Origin of the sequence: Pseudomonas algeriensis (assembly GCF_048847255.1) — a bacterium.
GTDB lineage: Bacteria > Pseudomonadota > Gammaproteobacteria > Pseudomonadales > Pseudomonadaceae > Aquipseudomonas.
This window is the reverse complement of record NZ_JBKKRK010000004.1, coordinates 1-15,365: the sequence shown is the minus strand read 5'-3', so window position 1 is coordinate 15,365 and position 15,365 is coordinate 1. Positions and strand designations below refer to the sequence as shown.

General features: G+C 57.9%; 17 protein-coding genes. 8 read left to right on the top strand and 9 right to left on the bottom strand.

The annotated features are described in order from the left end of the window. The first annotated feature begins 4 nt into the window (after positions 1 to 4). From trpD to ACLK1G_RS07485, 3 genes are read left to right on the top strand one after another with little or no spacing between them, the layout of a single operon-like run. Entirely contained in the window at positions 5 to 1,054 is a 1,050-nt protein-coding gene (trpD, locus tag ACLK1G_RS07495) for an anthranilate phosphoribosyltransferase (RefSeq protein WP_420764856.1), read from the top strand. Further along, positions 1,051 to 1,887, top strand: coding sequence for an indole-3-glycerol phosphate synthase TrpC (gene trpC / locus ACLK1G_RS07490; RefSeq protein WP_420764855.1), 837 nt, complete (start codon positions 1,051 to 1,053; stop codon positions 1,885 to 1,887). The genes trpD and trpC overlap by 4 nt, the downstream gene beginning before the upstream one ends. Before the next feature lie 2 nt (positions 1,888 to 1,889). Continuing rightward, complete coding sequence (locus tag ACLK1G_RS07485) at positions 1,890 to 2,582, top strand: lipoate--protein ligase family protein (protein WP_420764854.1); 693 nt, start codon at positions 1,890 to 1,892, stop codon at positions 2,580 to 2,582. On the opposite strand, the gene crp is transcribed toward ACLK1G_RS07485, so the two are convergent. After that, positions 2,579 to 3,223, bottom strand: a complete 645-nt coding sequence (gene crp / locus ACLK1G_RS07480; protein ID WP_420764853.1) for a cAMP-activated global transcriptional regulator CRP — start codon at positions 3,221 to 3,223, stop codon at positions 2,579 to 2,581. The genes ACLK1G_RS07485 and crp overlap by 4 nt on opposite strands. A 238-nt stretch (positions 3,224 to 3,461) precedes the next feature. Here crp and ACLK1G_RS07475 point away from each other — a divergent pair, with 238 nt between their 5' ends. Then, positions 3,462 to 3,884, top strand: a complete 423-nt coding sequence (locus tag ACLK1G_RS07475) for an OsmC family protein (RefSeq protein WP_008061600.1) — start codon at positions 3,462 to 3,464, stop codon at positions 3,882 to 3,884. 238 nt (positions 3,885 to 4,122) lie between these two features. Next, positions 4,123 to 4,917, top strand: coding sequence for an adenosylmethionine decarboxylase (gene speD, locus ACLK1G_RS07470; protein ID WP_039590886.1), 795 nt, complete (start codon positions 4,123 to 4,125; stop codon positions 4,915 to 4,917). A gap of 80 nt (positions 4,918 to 4,997) precedes the next feature. Here the strand turns inward: speD and coq7 are convergent, their stop codons facing one another. The 6 genes from coq7 to hemJ all read right to left on the bottom strand — a co-directional run bounded on the left by coq7 (position 4,998) and on the right by hemJ (position 9,425). Next, positions 4,998 to 5,645 carry a 2-polyprenyl-3-methyl-6-methoxy-1,4-benzoquinone monooxygenase gene (coq7, locus tag ACLK1G_RS07465; protein WP_420764852.1) on the bottom strand — a complete coding sequence of 216 codons (648 nt, stop codon included), beginning with the start codon at positions 5,643 to 5,645 and terminating at the stop codon, positions 4,998 to 5,000. Positions 5,646 to 5,719: 74 nt separating this feature from the next. Further along, positions 5,720 to 6,058, bottom strand: a complete 339-nt coding sequence (locus tag ACLK1G_RS07460) for a histidine triad nucleotide-binding protein (RefSeq protein WP_420764851.1) — start codon at positions 6,056 to 6,058, stop codon at positions 5,720 to 5,722. An 81-nt stretch (positions 6,059 to 6,139) separates the two neighbouring features. After that, positions 6,140 to 6,928, bottom strand: a complete 789-nt coding sequence (locus ACLK1G_RS07455; protein WP_420764850.1) for an SDR family NAD(P)-dependent oxidoreductase — start codon at positions 6,926 to 6,928, stop codon at positions 6,140 to 6,142. A gap of 62 nt (positions 6,929 to 6,990) precedes the next feature. Further along, positions 6,991 to 7,950, bottom strand: a complete 960-nt coding sequence (locus ACLK1G_RS07450) for a DUF805 domain-containing protein (protein ID WP_420764849.1) — start codon at positions 7,948 to 7,950, stop codon at positions 6,991 to 6,993. A gap of 42 nt (positions 7,951 to 7,992) precedes the next feature. Then, positions 7,993 to 8,961, bottom strand: coding sequence for an NAD(P)H-dependent flavin oxidoreductase (locus ACLK1G_RS07445; protein WP_420764848.1), 969 nt, complete (start codon positions 8,959 to 8,961; stop codon positions 7,993 to 7,995). Between the two features lie 32 nt (positions 8,962 to 8,993). After that, entirely contained in the window at positions 8,994 to 9,425 is a 432-nt protein-coding gene (gene hemJ, locus ACLK1G_RS07440) for a protoporphyrinogen oxidase HemJ (RefSeq protein WP_420764847.1), read from the bottom strand. Between the two features lie 134 nt (positions 9,426 to 9,559). On the opposite strand from hemJ, the gene argC reads away from it, so the two are divergent. After that, positions 9,560 to 10,594, top strand: a complete 1,035-nt coding sequence (argC, locus tag ACLK1G_RS07435; protein WP_420764846.1) for an N-acetyl-gamma-glutamyl-phosphate reductase — start codon at positions 9,560 to 9,562, stop codon at positions 10,592 to 10,594. Positions 10,595 to 10,740: 146 nt separating this feature from the next. Continuing rightward, a complete protein-coding gene (erpA, locus tag ACLK1G_RS07430; RefSeq protein WP_420764845.1) occupies positions 10,741 to 11,091 on the top strand; it encodes an iron-sulfur cluster insertion protein ErpA in 351 nt (116 codons plus the stop codon). Between the two features lie 66 nt (positions 11,092 to 11,157). Here the strand turns inward: erpA and ACLK1G_RS07425 are convergent, their stop codons facing one another. Both ACLK1G_RS07425 and ACLK1G_RS07420 read right to left on the bottom strand, forming a co-directional pair. Then, positions 11,158 to 12,249: an anhydro-N-acetylmuramic acid kinase gene (locus tag ACLK1G_RS07425; RefSeq protein WP_420764844.1), complete on the bottom strand. Its 1,092-nt coding sequence runs from the start codon at positions 12,247 to 12,249 to the stop codon at positions 11,158 to 11,160. Positions 12,250 to 12,252: 3 nt separating this feature from the next. Next, positions 12,253 to 13,659 (bottom strand): peptidoglycan DD-metalloendopeptidase family protein, encoded by a 1,407-nt coding sequence (locus ACLK1G_RS07420; RefSeq protein WP_420764843.1) that lies wholly within the window; start codon positions 13,657 to 13,659, stop codon positions 12,253 to 12,255. Positions 13,660 to 13,871: 212 nt separating this feature from the next. Between ACLK1G_RS07420 and tyrS the strand changes: the two genes are divergently transcribed. Further along, entirely contained in the window at positions 13,872 to 15,071 is a 1,200-nt protein-coding gene (gene tyrS / locus ACLK1G_RS07415) for a tyrosine--tRNA ligase (RefSeq protein WP_420764842.1), read from the top strand. Positions 15,072 to 15,365 lie beyond the last annotated feature (294 nt).

The window sequence follows — 15,365 nt, the reverse complement described above, 5'->3', positions numbered from 1 at the left end:
TTTCATGGATATCAAGGCAGCCCTGAACCGTATCGTCGGCCAGCTCGACCTGAGCACCGATGAAATGCGCGACGTAATGCGCGAAATCATGACCGGCCAATGCACGGATGCGCAGATCGGCGCGTTCATGATGGCCATGCGCATGAAGAGCGAGAGCATCGACGAGATCGTCGGTGCAGTCACGACCATGCGTGAATTGGCGGACAAAGTTGAACTCAAGACGCTGGACGGCGTGGTGGATGTCGTGGGTACGGGGGGCGATGGCGCCAACATCTTCAACGTTTCCACGGCCTCGGCGTTTGTGGTTGCGGCAGCCGGCTGCACCGTCGCCAAACACGGCAATCGCGCTGTCTCGGGTAAGAGCGGCAGCGCCGACTTGCTGGAGGCCGCCGGTATCTACCTGAACCTGACGCCAGTCCAGGTGGCCCGGTGTATCGATAGCGTCGGCATCGGTTTCATGTTTGCCCAGACCCACCACAGCGCCATGAAGCACGCGGCGGCACCGCGCCGTGAACTGGGACTGCGCACGCTGTTCAACATGCTCGGCCCGCTTACGAATCCGGCCGGCGTGAAGCACCAGGTCGTCGGGGTATTCAGCCAGGCGCTGTGCCGCCCCTTGGCCGAGGTCCTGCAGCGCCTGGGCAGTAAACACGTATTGGTGGTCCATTCCAAGGATGGCCTGGATGAGTTCAGTCTCGCCGCGCCGACCTTCGTGGCTGAGCTGAAAAACGATCAGATCACTGAATATTGGGTCGAACCTGAAGACCTGGGCATGAAGAGCCAGAGCCTGCATGGCCTGGCGGTGGATGGACCGGCCCAGTCGCTGGAGTTGATCCGCGATGCCCTGGGACGTCGTAAAACGGAGAATGGCCAGAAAGCGGCGGAAATGATCATGCTCAACGCGGGTGCCGCGTTGTACGCCGCTGATCACGCCAGCAGCCTCAAGCAAGGCGTAGAGCTCGCCCACGATGCATTGCACACCGGGCTGGCCAGGGAAAAACTGGAAGAATTGGGCGCATTTACCGCCGTATTCAAAGTGGAGAATGAAGGATGAGCGTGCCAACGGTTCTGGAAAACATTCTGGCCCGCAAAAGGCAGGAAGTCGTCGAGCGCAGTGCCCGGGTCAGTCTGACCGAGCTTGAAGCCCTCGCACGTTTGGCGGACGCGCCACGTGGCTTTGCCCAGCCATTGATCGACCAGGCGAAGAGAAAGCAACCGGCGGTAATCGCCGAGATCAAAAAAGCTTCCCCCAGCAAGGGCGTGATCCGGGAGCATTTTGTTCCGGCCGACATTGCCAAGAGCTACGAGAAAGGCGGCGCGACCTGCCTTTCGGTGCTGACCGATATCGATTTTTTCCAAGGCGCGGACGATTACCTCAAGCAAGCTCGGGCGGCGTGCAAGTTGCCGGTCATCCGCAAGGACTTCATGATCGATCCGTATCAAATCGTCGAGGCGCGAGCGTTGGGCGCCGATTGCGTGCTGTTGATCGTCTCTGCCCTGGACGACGTGAAGATGGCCGAGTTGGCTGCGGTCGCCAAGGACGTTGGCCTGGATGTGCTGGTGGAAGTTCATGATGGCGACGAGCTGGAGCGTGCCCTCAAGACGTTGGACACCAAACTGGTTGGCGTGAACAACCGCAACCTGCACACCTTTGAAGTCAGCCTGGAGACGACCTTGGACCTGTTGCCACGGATCCCCCGTGATCGGCTGGTCATCACCGAGAGCGGCATCCTCAACCGGGCCGATGTCGAGTTGATGGAAGTCAGCGATGTGTATTCGTTCCTGGTGGGCGAGGCGTTCATGCGGGCTGAAAGCCCGGGCACGGAATTGCAGCGGTTGTTTTTCCCTGAGCGCGGCGTTCCGGTGAGCGGCTCGACGCTGGACTGATGATGCCTCCAGCCATAGCCTTCACCGTTGAAAACGGGCTCCAAGCCGAACAGGATCTGCTGGCCAGCATCTGCGCCGGGGACGCTGAGTCCGGCTTGCTGTTCTGGCAGCCCAGCGACCGCGCATTGGTCATGCCGCGGCGCTTGAGCCGCTTGCCTGGCTTCGAGCTGGCTTGTGAAGTATCGGCCGCCAATGGGTGGCCCGTGCTGTTGCGTGAAACCGGCGGTGAGCCGGTGCCTCAATCCGCTGCCACCGTCAATATCGCGTTGGTCTACGCACCACCGCGAAGCGAGGGTGACCACGGTCGGATCGAAACCGCTTACCGCCGCTTGTGCGATCCCATCTGCCAATTGCTCGATGAGTTGGGCGGGGTCGCTTCGCTGGGTGAAGTGGAGGGCGCGTTTTGTGACGGGCGCTTCAATGTCAATCTTGACGGTCGCAAGATGGTCGGCACTGCGCAGCGCTGGCGCCAGAGCAAGGGCGGGCAACGGCCTGTGGGGCTGGTGCATGGTGCGTTGTTGCTGGAAGACGAACGCGACTGCATGGTGGCTGCGGTCAATCGTTTCAATGAGGCGTGTGGCCTGGAGCAGCGCGTGCGCGCCGAGAGCCACATCGCCCTCCATGAAAAATACCCGGCGCCTCACGCGCTGGAACGGCTCCAAACGCTCTATCAGAACTTGCTCGGCAACCTTTAGCGGGTTCCGAACACCACCATGGTCTTGCCTTTGACATTGACCAGGTTACGTTCTTCCAGATCCTTGAGTACCCGGCCGACCATTTCCCGCGAACAGCCCACGATCCGACCGATTTCCTGGCGGGTCACCTTGATCTGCATGCCGTCCGGATGAGTCATGGCGTCGGGTTGCTTGCACAGTTCCAGGAGGCAGCGGGCAACGCGGCCTGTTACATCAAAGAAGGCGAGGTCGCCGACCTTGCGAGTGGTGTTGCGCAAGCGCTGTGCGATTTGTCCACTTAGGACGTAGAGGATGTCCGGGTCTTGCTGCGACAGTTCCCGGAACTTGCCGTAACTGATTTCCGCAACTTCGCATTCGACCTTGGCTCTCACCCAGGCACTGCGTTCCTGCTCTTTCCCCGCCTGTTCGAACAACCCTAGCTCGCCAAAAAAATCCCCTGAATTGAGGTAGGCGATGATCATCTCTCGCCCATCGTCATCTTCAATCAGGATAGTGACCGAGCCCTTGATGATAAAAAACAGCGTGTCGGAACGATCACCTGCGCAGATGATGTTGTGCTTGGCGGGGTAACGGCGACGCTGGCAATGCATCAAGAGTTTGTCGAGATTCTTGATCTTGGACGTGGGAGTAATAGCAACCATGGTTGTGTCCCGGAAAACTGCGCTTTGTGTTGGTTTGGTGTTGTTGTGGGTGCGAATAGCTTTCGCGAAAAAAGCTGGCCATACGCCAGCGATTGGGCGCCAGCTTAACAGAGGCGTTCAAAATTGATTCGAGAATTTACTTAGCTGTATCAGCTCCAAGTAACGCCAGGCGACCGCTGCCATGACGGGGCCCTGTGCTAAGCTGGCGCCCCCTTTTTTTGACAGTGGAGTCTTGGCGATGAAGGCACGCATCCAATGGGCTGGCGAAGCCATGTTCCTCGGTGAGTCGGGCAGTGGTCATGTAGTTGTCATGGACGGCCCTCCGGATGCCGGAGGTCGGAACCTGGGTGTTCGACCAATGGAAATGCTTCTGCTGGGTGTGGGTGGCTGCAGTAATTTCGACGTGGTCAGCATCCTCAAGAAGTCGCGCCAGGCAGTGGAAAGCTGCGAAGCTTTTCTGGAAGCCGAGCGCGCGACCGAGGATCCAAAGGTGTTCACCAAGATCCATATGCATTTTGTGGTAAAGGGTCGAGGGTTGAAGGAGGCCCAGGTCAAGCGCGCCATTGAGCTGTCAGCGGAGAAATACTGCTCGGCCTCGATCATGCTCGGCGCGGCAGGCGTCGAAATCACCCATGATTATGAAATCATCGAGTTGGGTTAAATCGACATCCAACCATCACAAAAGCGGTGCAAGCTCTGGCGATCAGAAGCTGACGTCTGCATAATGCGCCACTTTTTTCAGGGCAGTGATCGGCCAGCGGCCGCTCACTTGTCTGGACAGACAACCAAAATCGCCATCGCGAAGAGGTGTTAACCGTCCTACGCAGGTGCGTCGTTCGCATCTGACGGGCATGCTTGATCACGCGGCCAGGCCGCAATACACAGAGAGTTTTCAAACGGTGAAAAGCAAACTCAAGCTCCATGGGTTCAATAACCTGACAAAGACCTTGAGCTTCAACATCTATGACATCTGCTATGCGGAAACCCCGCAAGACCAACAGGCCTACGTCGAGTACATCAATAAAGAGTACAACGCCAAGCGCCTCACGCAGATCCTCACGGAAGTTGTCGATATCATTGGTGCCAACATCCTGAACATCGCCAGTCAGGACTATGAACCCCAAGGCGCCAGCGTGACCATTCTGATCTCGGAAGAGCCGGTGACACCGACCGACAGCCAGATCGAAGAGTCGCCGGGCCCGTTGCCTGAAATTATCCTGGCCCACCTCGATAAGAGCCACATCACGGTACACACCTACCCGGAAATCCATCCGGTGGACGGTATCGCGACGTTCCGAGTGGACATTGATGTGTCGACCTGTGGCGTCATTTCACCGCTCAAGGCGCTCAACTTCCTGATTCACCAGTTCGATTCCGACATTGTGACGGTGGATTATCGTGTGCGTGGGTTTACCCGGGACGTGGAAGGGCACAAGCACTTCATCGATCATGAAATCAACTCGATCCAGAACTACCTCTCCGAAGACACCCGCGACGCGTACCAGATGACCGACGTAAACGTGTATCAGGAGAACCTGTTCCACACGAAAATGCTCCTCAAGGACTTCGAACTGGACAACTACCTGTTCGGTGACGCCACCAGCAACCTGTCCATCGAACAGCGTGGCCAGGTGGAAGAGCGCGTGAAACACGAAATGCTGGAGATCTTCTACGCGCGCAACATGCCGCGCTAAGGTTTCGGCTGAAAAAAGGCGACTGCCCTGAATGGACAGTCGCCTTTTTTGGTTTTGAAGGTTTGGTTCCGCGTCCGCTGTCAGATCCGATAGGTGCTCTTGGTCATCACTTTGGCCAACAAGCTCATGCCGAATTTGACGGGGGCCGGGAATCGGAAGCCGCCTGCATCGAGCGCGCTTTCAGCATGATGTTCTTCGTCCTGGCGCATCTGTTCGAGAATCGCCCTGGACTTTTCGTCCTCGGCCGGCAATTGCTGCAAATGTTCGTTCAGGTGCTTGCACACTTGATGTTCGGTTGCCGCTACGAAGCCGAGGCTGACCTTGTCGCTGATCAACCCGGCGACTGCGCCGATCCCGAAAGACATGCCGTAGAACAAGGGATTCAGCACGCTGGTGTGGCTGCCCAGTTGGTGGATACGTTGCTCGCACCAGACCAGGTGATCGATTTCTTCCTCGGCGGCCTGTTCCATCGCCTCCCGGACCTGCGGCAGTTTCGCCGTCAGCGCCTGGCCCTGGTATAGGGCCTGGGCGCAAACTTCGCCGGTGTGGTTGATGCGCATCAGCCCAGCGACATGGCGAGTCTCTTCATCGCTCATCTGCACTTCCGGCTGCACGATTGCCGGTGATGGGCGGTACGGTTGGCCACTGAAAGGCAGCAGCGTGCGCATCGCGGTATCGGCCTGCAGCAACAGACGGTCAATGGGCGAGTAGTGACGTTGGGTAGTCATGCTTACCTCCGGAAAAAATCACGGCGGCCAGTCTAACTCAATCGGCCGCTGAGGATTTGCGTTGGGTCAGGGTATCAACCCGGCGGCCAGTTCATCTGGCGCTGTCCCAGCACGTGCATATGGATGTGATAGACAGTCTGCCCGCCAAGTTCATTACAGTTCATCACCACGCGGAAGCCTTCCTCGCAGCCAAGTTCGAGCGCCAGGCGCTGGGCGGTGAACAGGATGTGCCCGGCCAGTCCCTTGTCTTCCTCGGTCAGTTCGTTGAGGGTTCGGATCGGCTTTTTCGGAATGACCAGGAAGTGCACCGGAGCCTGTGGGGCAATGTCATGGAAGGCCAGGACCTGATCATCCTCGTAAATGATCCTGGCCGGGATTTCCCGGTTGATGATCTTGGTAAACAGAGTATCCACAGCTGTTTCTCCGTTGAGTTGTTTGAGCCAAGTTTACTGAAGGCTCGGTCATCGAGCCCGGGTTTTTCAGGGGAAGGGGCTTCAACGTGCGTAACAGGCTCTGTTGGATCTGCCGGCGAGGATTCGAACTAGCCAGCGCGGCCCGAGTCGTGGCAGCAGGGCAATCCAGCGATTGCGACGCCCAGGAATGATGATGGCCCGGTTTCTTTCCAGTGCGCGGACGGCGTACAGCGCGACCTCCTCAGGGGGCATCGAGTTGCTAGTGCTGCGCAGCGTCTTCCCGTCGGGCTGGGCCTTGCTAAAAAAGGCAGTTTGGGTGGGGCCTGGGCAAAGTACGGATACGTTGATTGCGTATTTCTTCAGCTCTATTCGAAGGGCTTCGGAGAAGTGCAATACATAGGCTTTGCTGGCGTGATAGGTGCTCATCCAGGGGCCAGGCTGGAACGCTGCGATAGAAGCAACGTTGAGAATCTGACCGCCTCCGTGCAACGCCATGCTATTGCCTACGGCATGACAAAGGCGGGTCAGGGCAAGGATGTTCACCTCGATCAGGTCTTGCTCGGTCATCCAGTCCTGGCCCAGGAACGGACCGCAGGTGCTGATGCCGGCGCAGTTGACCAGCAGGTCGATCTGGCGTTCACCTTCCTCCAGCTCGAGCAGGAAACCTGAAAGCCGCAGGGGCTCGCTCAGGTCGCAGGCCCGAAACAAAACCTCCACGCCAAATCGTTGGGTCAGTTCGATCGCAATGCTTTCCAGCCGATCGCGCTGTCGAGCTACCAGTAACAGGTTGCGCCCGCGCCGAGCCAGTGCTTCGGCCATGGCCAGGCCGATACCACTGGAGGCGCCAGTGATCAGAGCGTAACGGGTCATGCAGTTCTCCATCGCAACGGCTTCGCGCCGGTGGATGGGGCAGTCACCGGCACGAAGTACGCTTATTGTTCCTCTTCTTCTTGATAGTCTACAGAAGGCGAGGCGGGCTCGGCTGCCTCGACGGCGGGTTCTTCGGCGCTCTGGTCGCTGTATTCGCTGCTCTCATAGCTGCTTACGTCGCTGCTGTCGTAATCCTGGAGGGCTCCGAAGATGCCGGCAAACGTGGCCATGAAAATCAACACGATCATCACCAGCCAGAGCGACGCAAGTACTTTGACTGCCGTGGTATTGCGTGGCGGAGGTGGGCCGTATTGGTTCGCGCCGGTATTGCCCGGGGCGATGATGAGGATGAACGGGAAAATACTGCCCACGAAAGGCACGAGGTTGATCAGCCACAACCAACCTGACCAGCCGAGGTCATGCAGGCGCTGGACGTTGAACTGGATACTCACGAAGGCAAAAGCCAGCACAACCACGGCAGCGACCAGGCCGCCGACGATCAGCCCCGCTATCGAATCGGAAGCGAGCAGCCAGGTCGTGGCGAGCCAGAATCCCAGACCGACCAGCGGCAGGACGGCCAGAGTCAAAACCATGGTCCATGCCAGGTAGCGCAGGCGCCCGATACGGCCTTCGAAACTGAAGGGCTTGAGCGTGCCGTACTCGGCGAATGCTTCACCTACCTGTGCCCGGGGAGGCGCGTAGGGAGAGACTGGGTCGATGACCGACTCGGGATGACGCGCACTCGACTGGGGCGATTCCTGCACTTCGCCAAGGTTCAGTTGGAGGGACGGTTCCGTTTCGATCCGTGCATCGATCCCGGTTTTATGGAGCGCTTCCAGATACTGCTGCGCTTCATTCTGGGAGAGGTTGTGCTTCAGGGACACTTTGCGACCGCTGAACAGACGTTCTATGGCGCTGACATCGCTTTTGAACAGTTCGGCGAGATTGAGCTTGGCGGTAGTTGTATCGACGCCAGGCAGCAAAGCCCCGTCGAATACAATGTTGAAGCGGTTTTCGCTCATGCCTGGCATCCTTGTCTTTCCAAGTTGTATTTGTGGTTGGTTTCAGCGGGGCCATTGGCCGCCAAGCTGTGCCGCCCGCGCTTGCGCCTGGCGGTATTCTTCATCCAGGCGTGCGATCAGTTGGTCGACGCTTGGCAAATCATCGATCTCGCCCACGCCTTGACCTGCGGACCATACGGTTTTCCAGGCCTTGGCTTCATCATTGAGCGGTTTGAGTTTCGAATCGGAGCCCGACGCACCCTTGCCTTGCAGGGCCGCCAGGTCGAAGCCGGCACTTTCCAGGCTCTGGCGCATGAAACTGGCCGGCACTCCAGATACAGCGGGAGTATGCACGATGTCCGCGGCTCTGGATGTGAGCAACATCTCTTTATAAGCGTCGGACGCGTGACTTTCGATCGTGCCGATAAAGCGCGTTCCGAAGTAGGCCAGATCCGCGCCGAGCAATTGAGCCGCCAGGATCTGATGGCCGTGGTTCAAGCATCCTGCGAGTAGCAGGGTTTTATCAAAAAAATGCCGGATTTCCGCAACCAGTGCGAACGGGCTCCAGGTCCCGGCATGCCCACCCGCACCGGCCGCGACGGCAATCAGGCCGTCGACGCCTGCTTCGGCGGCTTTTTCGGCATGGCGGCGAGTCGTCACATCGTGGAAGACCAGTCCGCCATAACCATGGACCGCATCGACCAGTTCTTTCACTGCGCCCAGGCTGGTGATGACGATCGGCACCTTGTGTTCGATGCAGATCGCCAGGTCGGCCTGAAGCCGTGGATTACTGTTATGAACGATCAGATTGACCGCGTAGGGGGCCGGTTTTTCCAGCTTGGCCAAGCCCGCTTCGATTTCTTCCAACCACGCCTTGAAGCCGCTGCTCTCGCGTTGGTTCAAGGCCGGAAAGCTGCCGACTACACCGTTGCGACAGCAGGCCAGCACCAATTGGGGGTTGGAAATGAGAAACATGGGTGCTGCCACGACGGGCAGCCGCAGACGTTGTTCAAGCAAGGCGGGCAGTGACATTGGAGGTACCCCGGGTCAGTGTGCGTTTGAAATCAGAACGGCCGGACCACGACGAGAATTACGATAGCCAGCAATATCACGACCGGTATTTCATTGAACCAGCGATAAAAGACATGGCTGCGGGTGTTTTCGCCACGGGCGAAGCGCTTCACCTGGGCTCCACACATGTGGTGATAACCGATCAGTAATACCACCAGGATGAGCTTGGCGTGCATCCAGCCGCCTTGAGTGAAGTAGGCGCCGGCGTTAAGGCTGAGCAGCCAGATGCCAAACACCAGGGTAGCGATCATCGCCGGACCCATGATGCCGCGATACAACTTGCGTTCCATGATGCTGAAGCGTTCCTTGCTGACGCTGTCTTCGCTTTGGGCGTGATAGACAAACAGGCGAGGCAGATAGAACAGGCCGGCAAACCAGCAGACCATGCTGACGATGTGAAGTGCTTTGAGCCACAGATAGAGCATTTTTGGTTATTCCCAGATTCACGGTAGGCCGATAGTAGAGGTTAGAGCGGCCACACGTCACCTTGGCGGTTGTCGCGGCGACGCGTGCCCCCTATCATCGACGGCTTTCCAGTGGGTTCGTTGAGGGCAGGTCTATGGTCAAGGTCGGTATTGTCGGCGGCACGGGTTACACCGGTGTCGAACTGCTGCGTCTGCTGGCACAGCATCCGCAGGTTGAGGTAGTGGTCATCACCTCCCGATCCGAGGCCGGCCTGGCCGTCGCCGACCTGTATCCGAACCTGCGTGGTCATTATGATGGCCTGGCATTCAGTGTTCCGGATATCAAGACCCTTGGCGCCTGCGATGTGGTGTTCTTCGCCACCCCCCACGGCGTGGCCCACGCGCTGGCAGGCGAATTGCTCGCCGCCGGAACCAAGGTCATCGATCTGTCAGCGGACTTCCGCCTGCAGGACGCCGACGAATGGGCCAAGTGGTACGGCCAGCCTCACGGCGCGCCGGAGCTGCTTGACGAGGCGGTCTATGGGCTGCCGGAAGTCAATCGGGAGAAAATCAGGCAGGCACGGCTGATCGCTGTCCCTGGTTGCTACCCGACTGCAACGCAACTGGGGTTCCTGCCGCTGCTGGAAGCCGGCCTTGCAGATACCTCGCGGCTGATTGCCGACTGCAAGTCCGGTGTCAGCGGTGCCGGGCGTGGCGCCAGTGTCGGTTCGCTGTATTCCGAAACGTCGGAAAGCATGAAGGCCTACGCGGTGAAGGGGCACCGCCACCTGCCGGAGATTCGCCAAGGGTTGCGCCGGGCAGCGGGCAAGGATGTCGGCCTGACCTTCGTGCCGCACCTGACACCGATGATACGTGGTATCCATTCCACCCTGTATGCGACCGTCGTCGACCGTTCGGTGGACCTGCAGGCGTTGTTTGAAAAGCGTTACGCCAATGAGCCGTTTGTCGACGTAATGCCCGCCGGCAGCCACCCTGAGACCCGCAGCGTGCGTGGTGCGAACGTTTGCCGGATTGCCGTGCATCGTCCGCAGGATGGCGACCTGGTAGTGGTATTGTCGGTCATCGACAACTTGGTCAAGGGTGCGTCCGGCCAGGCAGTGCAGAACCTGAACATCCTGTTCGGCCTGGATGAACGCCTGGGCCTGTCCCACGCAGGGATGTTGCCGTAACCGCAACTGCAAGCTTCACCGCGGCAGCTATAGGCTCGGGCTTGTAGCTGCCGTTGCTTTTCTAATAGTTGACCAATTTTGTAGGAGAAGCGGATAATGCCCGCCATCACGCATTATGGCGGCGTAAGCGCCGGGAGATATTCAGCATGAGCGTCGAAACCTTCACCCCCACGGCTTTGCAATTCACCCAAGGTGCCGCGCACAAGGTGAAGAGCCTGGTCGATGAAGAGGGCAATGATCGTTTGAAGCTGCGCGTATTTGTAACGGGCGGCGGTTGTTCAGGTTTCCAGTACGGCTTCACTTTTGATGAAGAAGTGGCTGAGGATGACACCATTGTCGAGCGCGAAGGCGTGAGCCTGGTGGTCGATCCGATGAGCTTCCAGTATCTGGCCGGGGCCGAGGTGGATTACCAGGAGGGCCTGGAAGGGTCGCGTTTCGTGATCAAGAATCCAAACGCTACCACTACTTGTGGCTGCGGCTCTTCATTCTCGATCTGATAGCTTCATAAAAAAACCGCGGGTGCCTTACGGCACTGCGGTTTTTTGTTGCCTGCAATTTTGACCTCAGGCCGGGTAGATAGCGCCGAGAACGCGCAGGCCGCGGGCGCCTGTGACGCTTGGGCGATTGCCTGGAATACCGCCAAGGCAGCAATGGGCAAGCCAGGCGAAGGCCATGGCTTCGACCCAATCCGGATCAACGCCGTAAACTGCAGTACTGTTGACGGTAGCATGCGGGAGCAAGTCAGCCAGGCGCTTCATGAGCGTGTGGTTGTGCGCGCCGCCGCCGCAGACCAACAATTCTTGGGTATTTGACTGGGCATGTTGCAGTGATTCAACAATCGTCAGGGCAGTGAGTTCGAGCAGCGTGGCCTGTACGTCTTGCGGGGCGATGCCTGGCAGCTGCGACAGATGCCGGGTCAGCCAAGGCAAGTTGAAGACTTCACGCCCGGTGCTTTTCGGCCCCTTGGTGACGAAGAACGGGTCGCTGAGCAGAGTCTTCAGCAGGACTGGTTCGACTTTCCCGCTGGCGGCCCATTGGCCATCGCGATCGAAGTGCTCGCCTCGTTGTTGAAGTATCCAGGCATCGAGCAATACGTTCCCCGGACCGCAGTCGAAACCGGCTACGGGTTTCGCGGGCTCTATCAGGCTGAGATTGCTGAAGCCGCCGACGTTCAGGACGGCGCGATTACCGACTCGCTCTTCAAACAGCGCCTCGTGAAACGCAGGAACGAGTGGGGCGCCTTGTCCGCCAGCAGCCACATCACGGCTGCGGAAATCGCTAACGACGGTGATGCCGGTCAATTCGGTCAGCAATGCCGGATTGCCGATCTGCACGGTAAATCCACGGGCCGGCTCATGGCGAATGGTCTGGCCATGGCTGCCAATTGCCGTGATGTCCGCCGGCTTGAGTTTCTGTTCGTTGAGTAAGGCGTGTATGCCCTGTGCGGCCAGCTTTACCCAATTTTGCTGGGCAATCGCCGAGCGAGCAATCTCGTCGGGCCCGCTGGTGCACAATTCGAGCAGCTCGGTGCGCAGGGCAGTGGGCATGGGGATGTAGTGGGTGGCGATCAATTTGATCGCCGGCTCCAGTTCGACCAGTGCGATATCCAAGCCATCCAGGCTGGTCCCGGACATCACACCGATATAAAGCGCCATGACTTAGCGCTTGCTCGAGGCTAGCATCGTAGCTTTCTCTTGATCCATGCGAGCCATCAAGGGTTGGCTCTGAGCCAGGAAGCGCGTGCGCTCGGCCTTGGCAATCGGATCGGCCATCGGCAGTTTCTGGCCAAGCGGGTCGACGTGGACGCCGTTGACCTGGAACTCATAATGCAAGTGCGGGCCGGTGGACAGGCCGGTGGTGCCAATATAGCCGATGACTTGGCCTTGCTTGACGGTGCCGCCCGTCTTCACGCCTTTGGCAAAGCCCTGCATGTGACCGTACAGCGTGCGATAGGTATTGCCGTGCTGGATGATCACCGTATTGCCATACCCGCCCCGACGTCCGGCCAGCAGTACCTTGCCATCACCGGCAGCCTTGATTGGCGTACCGCGAGGAGCGGCGTAATCGACACCTTTGTGGGCGCGGATCTTGTTCAGGATCGGATGCTTGCGACCGGCGGAAAACTTCGAGCTGATGCGGGCGAAATCAACCGGTGTGCGGATGAATGCCTTGCGCATGCTGTTGCCGTCGGCGGTGTAGTAACTGCTATTGCCTTGTTTGTTGGTGTAGCGCACCGCGGTGTAGGTTTTTCCACGGTTGGTGAAGCGCGCGGAAAGAATCGGGCCGTTGCCGACGCTCTTCCCATTAACCATCTTCTGTTCATAGATGACGTCAAATTCGTCACCCTGGCGAATGTCCTGGGCAAAGTCGATGTCGTAGCCAAACACATTGGCCATGTCCATGGTCAGACTATGGGAAAGGCCGGCGCGCGCTGCCGACTGAGACAACGAACTGTTGATGACGCCATGAACGTAGGCTGAGCGAACGGTAGGTTTGGCGGTGACGCGGTTGAACACATAACCCTTGTCGTTCTTGGTCAGGGTGATGCTTTCCAGATCGCTCAGCTTGGTGTGCAGGTTGGTCAGTTGGCCTTCTGGATCGAGTTCGAATTCCAGCTTCTGGCCGCGTTGCAGTTGGGCGAATTGTTTGGCTTGCTTGTCGCTGGCCAGGATTTCATGGACGGCAGTCGGGGGCAGGCCGACCTTTTCAAAAAGGGTAGAGAGCGTGTCGCCTTTCGCAACGATCACTTCGCGATGGTCCGGTCCTTTCTGTTCTTCTGCGACAGGTGCTGCAGCCTGGGCAGTATCTTCCGGGCTGTTTTCAATCTGCGCAAAAGGAGAGGCGGCCGGTTCGTTTGTGGCCTGAGCGGCTTCGGCGGCGTCTTGTTCTTGTGTCAGTTGTTCAGCAGGGCTTTCCAGTTCGAGACTCAAAGTCGTCTTTTTGGCTTCAACATCGCTGGAGGGAAACACCAGGAGCGCCAGGCTAAGGAGGGCTGCGATGCCACTTGCAGCAAGCAGGTGGGTCTTCGGGTAAAGCGGCGGCGCTTTAGACGGTTCTGAGGTCATAAGTAATTTTGACTTTTAAAAAATGAATTGGAAAAGATGAATGACATGATGAAGATGAAATAACTGTATAAAATATAACCAAAACCCCTGCGAAGCAAGCCCGCGAGCCTTCTGTTCTGTTGGATGGGCTTCCTCATGCCCGGCAAACCTTGTATTTGGTGCGCGATCTTGTATGGTTGGGGCCCTTTGAATCTGAGCCTTACGGGTCTGTTATGAAGTCGGTTGAAGAGCAGCTAGCGCTGATCAAACGTGGTGCGGAAGAACTGTTGGTCGAGTCCGAGCTGATCGAAAAGCTCAAGCGCGGGCAGCCGCTGCGCATCAAGGCTGGTTTCGATCCGACGGCGCCTGACCTGCACCTTGGCCATACCGTGCTTATCAATAAGCTGCGCCAGTTCCAGGACCTTGGGCACCAGGTCATCTTTCTTATAGGTGACTTCACCGGGATGATCGGTGATCCGAGCGGGAAGAGCGCGACACGCCCACCCTTGACCCGTGAGCAGGTTCTCGACAACGCGGAAACCTACAAGACTCAGGTTTTCAAGATTCTTGACCCCGCCAAGACTGAAGTGGCTTTCAACTCTACTTGGATGGATCAGATGGGGCCGGCTGATTTCATTCGCCTGACTTCCCAATACACTGTCGCTCGCATGCTCGAGCGTGATGATTTTGACAAGCGCTACACAACCAACCAGCCAATCGCCATTCATGAGTTTCTCTACCCGCTCGTACAGGGTTATGACTCGGTCGCGTTGCGCGCGGACGTTGAGCTTGGCGGAACCGACCAGAAGTTCAATCTGTTGATGGGGCGTGAGCTGCAGCGCGGTTATGGCCAAGAGGCTCAGTGCATCCTGACCATGCCTTTGCTGGAAGGGCTCGATGGCGTGAAGAAGATGTCCAAGTCCCTGGGCAACTATGTAGGCATCCAGGAAGCGCCAGGCGTCATGTATGGCAAATTGGTCTCTATTCCTGATGTTCTGATGTGGCGTTATTTCGAGCTGTTGAGTTTCCGGTCCATGGACGAGATCAATGGGTTCCGTGCGGATGTGGAGGCTGGGGCGAATCCGCGTGACATCAAGATCAAGTTGGCCGAGGAAATCGTTGCGCGTTTCCATGGTGAGGAGGCTGCGGCCAATGCTCATCGTGCAGCAGGTAATCGCATGAAAGATGGTGAGTTGCCGGATGATTTGCCTGAGGTCGAGTTGATCGCCGCTGAGGATATGCCGATCGCTGCGGTGCTTAATAAGGCAGGTTTGGTCAAGAATGCCGCAATGGCGCGGGACCTCCTGGGTTCGGGAGGTGTGCGTATAGATGGTGAGGTGGTGGATCGCACCTACATATATAAGCTGGGTTCTGCTCATGTGTGCCAGGCCGGCAAAAAGGCTTTCGCACGTATTACGCTGAAATCTGCGTAAAGCTGAAAATAACGGTTGACGGCAAATTCTGGATGTCTATAATTCGCCCCACTTCCGGCGCAGTCGAAACGGAAAACTCCTTGAGTTTCAATGAGTTAACCAAGTTTCGGTAAGTGCTTCGCTTCAGTTCATCGAGGCGCGGAAGGAGTGGGTAGGCCGGTTTGTTGGGCGCTATCGACGGTTCGATCCTCTCGGTCGAAAGCGGTAAAAAAGAGGTGTTGACAGCAGCGAGTAACGCTGTAGAATTCGCCTCCCGCTAACGAGAGATCGAAAGCGCAAGTGGTTGAAGTTGTT